This is a genomic window from Xanthomonas axonopodis (genome assembly GCF_001304695.1).
Lineage (GTDB): Bacteria > Pseudomonadota > Gammaproteobacteria > Xanthomonadales > Xanthomonadaceae > Xanthomonas > Xanthomonas axonopodis.
In genome coordinates, this window is record NZ_JFAQ01000052.1 from 1 (window position 1) to 11,983 (window position 11,983).

The 11,983-nt window shown below is 63.8% G+C and carries 9 protein-coding genes; 2 read left to right on the forward strand and 7 right to left on the reverse strand.

Annotated features, from left to right (window positions below; translation table 11 throughout):
* Positions 1-401 precede the first annotated feature (401 nt).
* From XAXN_RS05465 to XAXN_RS05495, 7 genes are all read right to left on the reverse strand, one after another.
* A complete protein-coding gene (locus tag XAXN_RS05465) occupies positions 402-3,068 on the reverse strand; it encodes a M1 family metallopeptidase (protein WP_042821483.1) in 2,667 nt (888 codons plus the stop codon).
* 370 nt (positions 3,069-3,438) lie between these two features.
* Entirely contained in the window at positions 3,439-4,731 is a 1,293-nt protein-coding gene (locus tag XAXN_RS05470; protein WP_042821482.1) for an adenylosuccinate synthase, read from the reverse strand.
* A gap of 463 nt (positions 4,732-5,194) precedes the next feature.
* Positions 5,195-6,058: a protease modulator HflC gene (hflC, locus tag XAXN_RS05475; RefSeq protein WP_042821481.1), complete on the reverse strand. Its 864-nt coding sequence runs from the start codon at positions 6,056-6,058 to the stop codon at positions 5,195-5,197.
* Positions 6,058-7,185, reverse strand: coding sequence for an FtsH protease activity modulator HflK (gene hflK / locus XAXN_RS05480; RefSeq protein ID WP_042821480.1), 1,128 nt, complete (start codon positions 7,183-7,185; stop codon positions 6,058-6,060). The genes hflC and hflK overlap by 1 nt, the downstream gene beginning before the upstream one ends.
* 686 nt (positions 7,186-7,871) lie before the next feature.
* Complete coding sequence (gene pilH / locus XAXN_RS05485) at positions 7,872-8,258, reverse strand: twitching motility response regulator PilH (RefSeq protein WP_008578169.1); 387 nt, start codon at positions 8,256-8,258, stop codon at positions 7,872-7,874.
* Between the two features lie 495 nt (positions 8,259-8,753).
* The gene (locus XAXN_RS05490) at positions 8,754-9,653 is read right to left on the reverse strand and encodes a DnaJ C-terminal domain-containing protein (protein WP_042821478.1); all 900 of its coding nucleotides are present in this window, start codon (positions 9,651-9,653) and stop codon (positions 8,754-8,756) included.
* A 410-nt stretch (positions 9,654-10,063) separates the two neighbouring features.
* The gene (locus XAXN_RS05495; protein WP_042821477.1) at positions 10,064-10,540 is read right to left on the reverse strand and encodes an Hsp20/alpha crystallin family protein; all 477 of its coding nucleotides are present in this window, start codon (positions 10,538-10,540) and stop codon (positions 10,064-10,066) included.
* A gap of 163 nt (positions 10,541-10,703) precedes the next feature.
* Between XAXN_RS05495 and XAXN_RS05500 the strand changes: the two genes are divergently transcribed.
* A complete protein-coding gene (locus XAXN_RS05500; RefSeq protein ID WP_042821476.1) occupies positions 10,704-11,186 on the forward strand; it encodes a peroxiredoxin in 483 nt (160 codons plus the stop codon).
* Between the two features lie 42 nt (positions 11,187-11,228).
* A complete protein-coding gene (locus tag XAXN_RS05505; protein WP_054318809.1) occupies positions 11,229-11,789 on the forward strand; it encodes a ferritin-like domain-containing protein in 561 nt (186 codons plus the stop codon).
* Positions 11,790-11,983: the final 194 nt, after the last annotated feature.

Below are 11,983 nucleotides of genomic sequence, written 5' to 3' on the forward strand. Positions count from 1 at the left end.
GTTGCCCACATGAAGCACAGAGGCCTCCCAACAGAGGCCTCGATCACCGGGATTGCCCTGAATGGGCAAAGCGATCTACGCGCCCCATCGTCTATGTGCATCCAACCTCCCGCGAAACGCGGGAACGGGGCTTGATCAGCGTTGCCCTAAAGTACCAGCGCCGACTTGCGCCGGGCGGTCCAGCACTTGATCTCTTCTTCCATCACTTCGCTCATCGGTGTCTCCTTCGGGGAAAGTAACACCTGAGCTGGAAATCAGTGGGTCATTACATTTCAGGCATCCACTCGCCGAATCTCTTCGCTGCTGTTGTTGATCAATCCGCTTCACCTGCACTGGCGGCTCCACTGCACCAAACAAAAAGCCCGGAAAGTCCCGGGCTTTTTGTTTCTCCACGCAACTGGTCAGCCCTTCTGTTTCTTCAACCAGGCCGCAATCTGCGGCACGCGCCGCTCGCGCAACGTCACCCGCGTCTGGATGGTGCTGATGGCGGTTTGGGCATCGCGGCGTGAGGTGGGGGCCAGGTACTTGTCGGCATAGGCCTTGATCTTGTCGATGGTCTGCAGCTTGCTCGAGCCTGCGGCCAGGTGTGGGTAGTAGCGGGCGCGCGAGGTGGAGTCGATCAGCGGGTCCACCTGGGTGCGATGCGCCAGTGCGAAGTCGAATGCCAGCTCGGGGTGCGCGCTGGCGACATCGCCGATCATGCTGGCACCGGTGGTGGCGCCGGGTTCGTCGGTAAGCGCCAGGGCCAGGGCGCGCTGCGCCAACGCCGGGTCCTTGGCGAAGGACAGCAGGGCGTAAAACTGGTCGCGCAGCATCGACGAGGTTTCCTTTTTTGCCATGGCATGCAATGCGTCCCACGTGGTCGCGTCGGCATGGCGGGCGACGATGCGCAGCACCGTGCTACGCAACTCCGGCGACAACGTGCCCGGGTCGACCTGGAACGCAGCGAAGCGACGCCGTGCTTCGGCAATCACCTGTGCATCGTCCAGCGCGCTCAGGCTGTTGAGCAGGCTGGCACGCAACTGCTTGGTCTGTGCACTGTCGTCCTTGCGCTCGTCCCAGCCGAGCGTGGCGAACTCGGGCGCAAGCCGCGCACGCGCGAAGCGCCGCCAGCCGGCCTGCGCCTTGAGATCGTCGTCGAATAGGCGATCGATGCTGGAATACGTATCGGACACCACTTTCCACAGATCCGGCGAGCCACCCAGCGGCACCTTGGCGGTGAGCTCAAGCAGGTCCGCTTCGGGCTGCAGGCCCACCGGTGCCAGTGCAGCGGCATCCATCAGCACACCCAGCTGATCGACCACCGGCAACGCGTCGAACCCCTTGGTGAGTGCGGCGAATTGCGCCGGTGCATACAGCGTGCGGAAGTAGCCCTTCTGCCCGGCATTGACCACGACAGGAGCATCGCAGCCGGGTAGCTGCACCTGCGCACTGCCATCCACCAAGACGCGCACCGGCGTGCCGCCGGCGCCACGCACCGTCACTGGCACATGCCAGCGCAATGGCTGTTTGTCGGGGCGATCGACGGTGTGTTCGCCTTGTTTCAGCTGCACGGTCGTGGTGCCTGCCGTGCAGCTGGCGCTGACCTGGATCAACGGCACACCCGGCTGCAACGTGAAGTCGTGCGCCACCTGGGTGAACTGCTTGCCCGGTGCCACCGCATCGATCTGCTGCCACAACGCATCGGTAACGGCATTGCCGTATTGATGCTGCTTTATGTAACTGCGCACACCGCTGCGCCAGTTGTCCGCGCCCACATAGTCTTCGAGCATGGCGATCACCGCTTCGCCCTTGTCGTAGGTGATCTGGTCGAATGCCTGGCTGGCCTGCTCCACGGTGGCGACGTGCTGCACCACCGGGTGGGTCGTGACATACGCATCGCGTTGCATCGCGGCGCGGCTTTTGAAGGCTGCGCCGGTGTTGTCGATGTCCCACTCCGGGTGCAGCTTGTGCGTGGTGCGCGCCTCCATCCAGTTGGCAAACCCTTCGTTGAGCCACAGGTCGTCCCACCATGCCATGGTCACCAGGTTGCCGAACCACTGATGCGCGATCTCGTGCGCGGCAACGGTGAAAACCCCCTGTTTGTCGTCGATGTTGGAGGTGGCCGGGTCGAGCAGTAGCGAGTATTCGAAGGTAAAGATCGCCCCCCAGTTTTCCATTGCACTGAAGAACTGGCTTTGCCCAGGTGCGGCGATGTTGTCCAGCTTTGGCAACGGATATGGAATGCCGAAATAGGCGTTGTATTCGTGCAGCACATCACGGCCCGAATCCAGTGCGAACTGCGCCTGGTCCACCTTGCCCTTCTGCGCGATCACGCCGATCTCGGTGCCGTTGTCGGCCTTGCGCGTTGCCCGCTCGAAGTCGCCAACACTCAGGAACAACAGGTACGTGGACATCTTGGGCGTGGTCTGGAAGGCCACACGCTTCATGCCGCCAGCGCCATTGCTGGACGAGGCAACCGGCATATTGCTCACTGCCATCTGCGCGGCCGGCGCATTGACTGCCAGGTCGAACGTGGCCTTGAAATTGGGCTCGTCCCAGGACGGAATGAAGCGGCGTGCATCGGAGTTTTCGAACTGGGTGAACAACGCGCGACGCTGGCCTTGCGGGGTGGCGTAATCCAGTGCGAACAGGCCGTTGGCCTGAATATTGATCACACCGCTGTAGTCGATGGACAACACGTAGTTGCCCCGCGCCAGCGGCTTGTCGAAAGCGAAGGTGGCGGTCTGCGCCTGTTCATCGGTGCTGACCTTGGCCGCCTGCAGCGTGCCCCCCTTGCGCTGCGCCAATGTACTGCGCGCGAAGGTGAGATTGGCCGCCTGCAACACGATGCGGTCGGTGGCTTGTAGCACCACGACATCGATGGCCACCTTGCCGTCGAAGGTCATCTTGTCGGCATGCGGGGTGATCTCCACCGCGTAGTGGGTGGGCCTGGCCGTGCGCGGCAACTGGCTGGTGACCTGCGCGGCCGATGCGCTGACCGCCTCCGGTGCAGCCGCGTGAGCCGACGTAATGGCGCAGGTGCTGGCCAGGGCCAGCGCGATAGCAGTCACCAGGATCTGGCGCATGACATTCCTAATAAAGAGTAATGAAGTAAACGACGTCGTGCAGCGGCCAGCATCATGGCGCCGGCACGCAAGACCACACACGGCCGAAAGTCATGCGCCTGCCTGCCAGACACGAAGACACACACGTCAAAGAGAAGCCACGACAACGACAGGGCACGCATGCATCAAACCAGGGCAATGCAATGCCGACTGGCGCGAGCATGCTACACGCCCATGCTGAACATGCCCGGCATCGATCAGGCGTGGGCGTCCAACAACACCGCATCAGCAGCGGTCAGACGGGTGCGGCGCGAGGGCGAGGCAATCGCATTGTTCAAACAAAAGCCCCCATTTAGCAGGGCTTTTGTCGATTCAATCGCGCATCAGCCGATCAGGCGAACGGGTCCTGCAGCACCATGGTGTGGTCGCGGTCCGGGCCGGTGGAGACGATCGAGATGGGGCAGCCGGCCAGTTCTTCCAGCGCGCGCAGGTAGGCGCGGGCGGCGGGCGGCAGTTCGTCCCACACGGTGATGCCGTGGGTGTTCTCGCTCCAGCCCGGGAACTCCAGGTACACGGGGGTGCACTCTTCCCAGCCCTGCGCGTCCAGCGGCGCGTACTCGGTGCGCTTGCCGTGATATTCGTAGGCGATGCAGATCTTCAGCTTCTCCATGCCGTCGAGCACGTCGAGCTTGGTGATGCACAGGCCGGAAATACCGTTGATGGCCACCGCGCGCTTGAGCGCCACGATGTCCATCCAGCCGCAGCGACGCGGGCGACCGGTGGACGCGCCGTACTCGGCACCGCGGTCGCGGATGCCCTGGCCCACTTCGTCGTCCAGTTCGGTCGGGAACGGGCCGCCGCCGACACGGGTGGCGTACGCCTTGGCAATGCCGAGCACGTAGTCGATCGCATCGGCGCCAACACCGGTACCGGCCAGTGCGCCGCCCACGGTGGTGTTGGAGCTGGTGACGTAGGGATAGGTGCCATGGTCGATGTCCAGCAACGCACCCTGCGCGCCCTCGAACAGCACACGCTTACCCTGCTTGCGCAGGTCGTGCAGGATGCCGGCCACGTCCGACTTCATCGGCTGCACGTACTCGCCGAAGGCCAGCGCTTCGTCGTAGGTCTTCTGGAAATCGACCGCTTCCACGCCCAGGTACTTGGTGAGCACGAAGTTATGGTAATCCAGCGCGGTGCGCAGCAGCTCTTCCAGCTGCGGCGGGTAATGCAGGTCGGCGATGCGGATGCCACGACGCGCCACCTTGTCTTCATAGGCCGGGCCGATGCCGCGGCCGGTGGTGCCGATGGCCTTACCGCCGGCCGCCTTTTCACGCGCCTGATCCAACGCGATGTGGTAAGGCATGATCAACGGCGCGGCCGGAGAGATCTTCAGGCGCGAACGCACTTCCACGCCGGCGTCTTCCAGCTCGCTGATTTCCTTGATCAACGCGGCCGGGGAGATCACCACGCCATTGCCGATCAGGCACAGCGCGTCGTCGCGCAGGATGCCGGACGGAATCAGATGCAAGACGGTTTTCTTGCCGTTGATGACAAGCGTGTGGCCGGCGTTGTGGCCGCCCTGGAAGCGCACCACCGCACCGATTTCCTCGGTGAGCAGATCGACGATCTTGCCTTTGCCTTCATCGCCCCACTGGGCACCGAGCACGACAACTGACTGACCCATGACGGGTGGACTCCTAAGTTTTTCTGCGGCCATCGGGGCCGCGGGATGGGACCGCTGCAGGGCTGGCCGCGACACCTTGCGCGCGGCTCCATCGGGGAGCGTTGCAGCGGCGCGAGAGCCCTGACACGGAAAAAGCCGGACCGAGTGCTCTGGTTGGAGCGTGCCCGGCCGGCTTTTGTGCATTATCCGGGTTTCCGGTGGCCTACACTACCTCTGGCGGGGTGGCGGATGGGGGTTGGTCAGATTGCGGCGAACCGTGGGTTACTCGGTGCTGTGACCGCGCCTGTTTCTACCTGGCCGCATCACCGCCATAGCAATCCACCACTGCCCGGGTCGTAGGAGCGCACCTACGTGGAGGTACTCATCGCGGGCATCGGTTGTTCAGCGGTGACGAGCACATACGAAAAAGCCCGCATTGCGCGGGCGATTTCAGTTCAGCATTAAGCGATTAGCTACAGAGCGATCAACGATCGCTCTTGAGGTACTGCAGGAACGGGTCGTTCTTGTCCAGCACCACCACGCCGTTGCCGTCGGTCATGGAGCTGCGGTAGGCCTCCAGGCTGCGGTAGAACGCATAGAACGACGGGTCCTTGGAACCGGCCTGACCGTAGATGCGGGCCGCTTCGGCATCGCCTTCACCACGCAGCTTCTGCGCGTCACGTTCGGCATCGGCCACAATCACGGTGGACTCGCGGTCGGCTTGCGCGCGGATGGTCAGGGCCTGCTCTTCGCCTTCGGCGCGCAGCTTGCTGGCTTCCTGTTTGCGCTGGGCGCGCATGCGCTCGTAGACGTCGGTGATCACCTGGCTGTCGGTTGGCAGGTCGATCTGCTTGATGCGCAGGTCGGTGATCTGCATCCCCAGGCCCTTGATGGCGCCATTGATGCCCTTGAGCTGGTTGGCAATCAGCTCGCTGCGATCGCCGGAGACCAGCTGCTGCAAGGTGCGCGAGTTGATCTGGTTGCGCAGCGAGTCGGTGATGATCGGGGCCAGTCGCGAGTTGGCCACCGATTCCTCACCGCCGGTCGCACGATAGAACGCACGCACATCGGAGATGTAACCGATGGCGAAAAAATCCACGCTCACGTCTTTCTGCTCGGCGGTGAAGTAGCGCGCCGGCGCGGTGTCCAGCACCTGGAAGCGGCGGTCGAACACGCGCACCGATTCCACCATCGGAATCTTGAAGTGCAGGCCGGGCTTGAGATCGGCACGCACGACACGGCCCAGGTTGAGCACCATGGCGGTCTGGTCTTCGCGCACCACCAATACCGAGCCCATCAGGGTCAGCAACACGGCGACGATCAGGCCGATGACTAGCGAACTCTTCATTATTCGGTTCCCTCACGGCCGGTCGGGCGCGGGCCACGCTCCGGGTTGCGGATGGCCTCGCTACTGGCGCTTTGCGGCGGATTCAACAGCACGTCCTGCGGCACCATCGACGGCATGCCGGCATTGCTAGCGGAAGTGGCCGGCTTGCTGGCATCGGCCGGCAGCGGCACATAGATGACCTGGCGGCCATCGCTACCGATGACCTTGCGGTTCTCCGACAGCACCTTCTGCACGGTCTCCAGCCACAGTCGCTTGCGGGTGACCTCCGGCGCGCCGGCGTACTGGGCCTGCAACAGCGTGAAGCGATCGGCGTCGCCTTCTGCCTTGGAAATGGTGGCCTGCTTGTAGCCTTCAGCGCCGGTACGGGTGCGAGCCCCCTGGCCGCGCGCTTCGGGCACTACCTTGGCGGCGTATGCCTGGGCTTCGTTGATCAGGCGCTCGCGCACCTGCTGGGCACCGTTGACCTCGTCGAAGGCCGGCTTCACTTCTTCCGGCGGGCGCGCATCCGGCAAGGTCACGCCAGTGACGGCCAGGCCGGTGTTGTAGGCATCAAGCGCCGCCTGCAGACGGTCCTTGGAGGCGACCGCCAGCGGGCCGCGATTGTTGAGCACGGTATTAAGGTCCGAACGCCCCACCTGTTCTCGCACGGCACTTTGCGCGGCCTGCTCCAGCACCAGATCGGCGTTGCGCGAACCGAACAGGTATTTGCGCGGATCGCTGATCTGGTACTGCACGTTGAGCGAGACGTTGACGATGTTCTCGTCGCGCGTCAGCACCGGAACCTGGTTGCTGAAGGTCTTGATCTCGGTGGCATTGACCTTGCGCACCGATTCGATCGGCCAGGGCAGCTTGAAGTTCGGGCCGGGCTGCAGGATGCGCGAGAACTGGCCGAAGCGCAGCACCACGCCACGCTGCTGCTCGCCGATGAGCTGGAAGCTGGAGAACAGCACCATCAGCACCACCGCGACCAGGATCCAGCGCCCCACGCCGCCGTCGAACAGCTCCTTCAACGGAGCGGGCAGATTGCCCCAACCGCCACCGTTGCCACCACCGCGCGGACCCCAGGACCTGCGACGGTTGGGGTCCGGGCCGTCTCCGCCCTTGTTGCCGGGTGTGTTCCAGGCCATGCACGCTCCATGATCGAGGGGCTGTGCGGGCCAGTCCCGCAGTGCCGCCATGTTGTTTGATTCGCCGATTCTACTAGATGGGGCAGACCTGCCGTTTTGAAAGGCCCGGTGCGATGCATGGTTGGTTTAGCCGGCGGGGCGGATCGGGCTGCCTGGGACACATGCAATGGTCGTCCGGCGGGGCCTTGCCGCTGAAGACCTGCGGACAAGGAGGCACTGTGCCGGCGGCAGGCACGGGTTGTGCCTGCCGAGCGTTGCACACGTTTGTTGGGCGCAGCCGGGTATTTAATTCGTCTTGGCCGGCTGGAATCTGCTTACCGGGCGCACGCCTGCCTGGCAGGGTGTCGAGCGCGGACGGTGATGGGAGGTCGCACGCGTGCGGGCCAAGCGGCGATTGCGTCCTTGGCACCCATCCTTTCAACCGCACGTTGTTCCCAGGCAACAACGGCTGCGCCGCGCGCTTCGCCCCAACTGCGCTCCCCTGGCCTATCGGCAGAAGGTGGCGCTCGGCACAGCCTGAAGGTGCAACTGCGATGCAGTGGCGCACGACGACGTGGACTTCCGCATCGCCGGACTGCCGAACCCTCACCGGGCTCCTCAGCGCGCAAGAGAGGGTTGGCCCGTCTTACGCTAATCCCCCATCTGCGTTGCCGAAATCCGACTTCGATCACGCCTGGCCGGCGCGCTTACGCTTTCGGTGGCTCGTCTTTCTGGTTGAACACACGCTCCATCACTTCAAGTAGCTCGTCTTCGGAAAACGGCTTGGTGATGTAGGCGCGGGCCCCCTGGCGCATGCCCCACATGCGGTCGGTGTCCTGATCCTTGGTGGTGACCAAGATGACCGGAATATGCTGGGTGGTGGGCTCGCGCTTGAGCGTGCGCGTGGCCTGGAACCCGTTGAGGTTGGGCATCACCACGTCCATCAGCACCAGATCCGGCAACGATTCCTTGGCAGCTTCCACGCCGGCGGCCCCATCGGTGGCGGTGATGGTTTCGTGCCCCAGTTTCTCGACGATGCGCTGAATCCCCAGCAGCTGCGACGGCGAGTCGTCGACGATCAAAATACGGGCCATGTGTTTCCCCTAGTGTGCGCGGCGAGTGTAGTGCGCCCGCCGCACTTTCGATAGCTCGGCCAGGTGAGTTGCCGGAGGGTTCGTGGTCGGTGAGCGTGGCAAGACGTGATGGAGCGACGCGCTGTTTTTCCGCGTCGCTGGAGCTGTTACGTCGAACAGCATAGGCTGGATTCAATACAGGACGCACCGAGCGACACCGTTGATTTGCGTCTCCTGCTTTCCCCTTTCACGCGGAAGGTGGCGCGTAGCGCCGGATGAGGGCAGGTCCTGACGCGAGGGCGCAGAGCGAGGCAAATATCACGTCGCAGGGCAACCGAACCCTCACCCCAATCCCTCTTCCAAAGGAGAGGGGCTAGCTCCCCCTCCCAGTGCCGGGTGAGGGTGCGGCCAAGATTGTGACGATGCGGGTCGACATCAACTGCCGCATCGCTGGGCGAGCGTCGTCTCACCCAACCCTCGCGCGCGCGAAGCTCACTCTGGTCCGCGCCGATCAGCTCAGCTCACAGTCTCGCCGAATGCCTTGGCCAGATTGCGGTAGGCCTTCTTCTGCGCCTCGTCGGTCGGGGCGGGGGCGAGGATTTCCAGCTCCACGATCTGGTCGCCCGGGGTGGCCCCCGGCAGGCCGCGGCCGCGCAGGCGCAGCTTGCGTCCGGCGTCGGAGTCGGCCGGCACCTTCAGTTCGACCGAGCCGCCCAGGGTGGGCACGCTGATGGTGGTGCCCAGCGCGGCCTGCCAGGGCATGACCTGCAAGGTGTACAGGATGTTGCGCCCGTCCACTTCGAAGTGCGGATGCGCCGCATATTCGATCTCCAGCAACAGGTTGCCACCGCCATTGCCCTGCCCGCTCAGGCGGATCACCTGGCCGGGTTGCACGCCCTTGGGCACGCGCACGTCCAGCTGCTTGCCATTGATGGTGATGCGCACGCTGTCGCCCGAATGCACCGCCTCCAGCGGCACCGCAAGCTTGGCGCGGGTGTCGCCGCGCGCCTGCGGGCCGGCACCTGCACCGGGCCCGGCGCCCGGGCCGCGCGGACGGCCACCGCGCTGGCCGGCGAACAGGCTCTCGAAGAAATCGCTGAAGCCCCCACCGGCGCCGCCATTGCCGAACACCTCTTCGAAATCAAAACCTTGCCCGCCGCCGTAATTGGGCGGGGCCTGGAACTCGTCGCCCGGCCGGAACCCCTGCGCCTTCAACTGGTCGTAGGCCTTGCGCTTGGCCGGGTCGCGCAGCGCTTCGTAGGCTTCGTTGATCGCCTTGAACTTGTCTTCGGCGCCGGCTTCCTTGCTGACGTCGGGGTGATACTTGCGCGCGAGCCGGCGGTAGGCGGTCTTGATCTCCGCATCGCCTGCACTGGGCTCCACGCCGAGCGTTGCGTAGTAATCCTTGAATTCCATCTAATCACCTCTGGAAAAAAAACGGCCCGCAGCCGAGGCCACGAGCCAGTTCGAACGGCCAGCACACCGGCGGACAGCGCGTGAGCGGCGTGGAAGGCGTGCAAGCCAGCACCGTACGGGCGTACGTGCCGAGTTCGCATGCCAGCCGCTTCCGCAAGCGGTCACGCCAGGGCGCTGTGGCCAATCTATTCGCAGCCGGGCGGGCAACCGCGCCTATTCTACGGCGCGACTGTCGCCGGAGAGCGAAGCGGTGGCTTCGCTCCAGGTCTAACGTCCTGCAGCAGGCAGTTCCGGCTGGCGGAGGTGCCGGTCGGAACTGCCGGTCGCTGGGCCAGCCTGCACGCACCGTACAGGCCGGCCCAGCGAACATCGCGCGCCTGCACAGCGCGCCGCCGAGACGTTTATTGCGCTTACTGCACCGTGCTGCCGTTGGTGTTCTGACCGTTGCCAACCTGGATACGGCGCGGCGTGGCGGCCGGGCGCTTGGGAATGCGGATTTCCAGCACACCGTTATGGCCCGCGGCCGTGATGCCATCGGCATCGGCGCTGTCGGGCAGCGCGAAGCGGCGATGGAAGCTGCCGTGGCGGCGCTCAATGCGCGAGAAGCGCTCGGTCTCGGTACTGGATTCGCTCTTGCGCTCCCCCTTGATAGACAGGATGCCCTTGTCCATCTGCACCTCGATCTGGCTTGGATCGATGCCCGGCAAATCGGCGTACAGCACGAAGTGATTTGGCTCTTCCTTGATGTCAACGCGCGGCACCCACTGCGCGGTCACCACGGCCGATTCGTCGGTGTCGCCGTTCTGCTCGAAGAAGCGGTCGAACACATGCTTGATCTCGTTCTGCAGCGCGTGGGTGGAAAATTGGGGATAACGAACGATGTTCATTGAAAGCCTCCAAAAAAAGGTTGATGACGGGGCCGGCGACTGCGGCTGCGCAGTTGCGCCGGCCATGTGCGTCAGATAGGCGTGGCCGGACGGATTTCAAGCGCGTTGACGCGCTTTTCCCCTGCCCCTTTCTAGAATCCGTTCAGCCACAGGAGCCCGCCGCATGACCATCCACGTTGGTGACCGCATTCCCGAAGTCGTGCTCAAGCGCCTGCGCGACGGCATCGAGGCCGTCGACACTCACAGTCTGTTCGCAGGCCGCAAGGTGCTGCTGTTTGCGGTGCCGGGGGCCTTTACCCCCACCTGCTCGGCCAAGCACCTGCCAGGCTATGTGGAACACTTCGAGCAATTCCGCAAGCGCGGTATCGACGTGCTGTGCACCGCGGTCAACGACCCGTTCGTGATGCAGGCATGGGGACGCAGCCAGCTGATTCCTGATGGCCTGCACCTGTTACCCGACGGCAACGCCGAATTGGCGCGTGCCCTGGGCCTTGAAATCGACGCCAGCGGCTCGGGCATGGGCCTGCGCTCGCGCCGCTACGCGCTGTATGCGGACGACGCGGTAGTCAAGGCGTTGTTTGTCGAAGAACCCGGCGAATTCAAAGTCTCTGCAGCCGATTACGTGCTGCAGCACCTGCCGGATTGAGCACCCATTGCTCCCATCCGCTCAGAAGGAAAACGGCCAGCCATGTCTGATCGGCCAGCCACCAAAACGGCCGCCGGTATCACCGACACTGCCACCTTGCGCGCCCGCGCGCGCCAGAGCATCGAAGACGGCGCCATCACCGAGAGCTACCACGCCGATCGCGAGAAGGTGATCGAATTGCTCAATACCGCGCTCGCTACCGAATACGTGTGCACCTTGCGCTACTACCGCCACTACTTCATGGCCAAGGGCATGCTTGCCGACGCAGTGAAGGGCGAGTTCCTGGAACACGCGCAACAGGAACAAGAGCACGCACACAAGCTTGCCGAGCGCATCGTGCAGCTGGGCGGCGAACCGGATCTCAATCCGGACACCCTGACCAAGCGCTCGCATGCCGAATACAAGGAAGGCACCGACCTGCGCGACATGGTCAAGGAAAATCTCATCGCCGAACGCATCGCCATCGATAGCTATCGGGAAATGATCGATTTCATCGGCGACAAGGACACCACCACCAAGCGCATTCTGGAAAGCATCCTGGCCCAGGAAGAAAAGCATGCCGATGAATTCGCCGACATGCTGAAGGGCTGGATCGGCGAGTGAGCTGAGTTTGCGATGTAGCGATACGTTGCGATCGAGGATTGCATCGAGTAGACATTAAGGCAACGCTGATCAAGCCCCGTTCCCGCGTTTCGCGGGAGGTTGGATGCACATAGACGATGGGGCGCGTAGATCGCTTTGCCCATTCAGGGCAATCCCGGTGATCGAGGCCTCTGTTGGGAGGCCTCTGTGCTTTA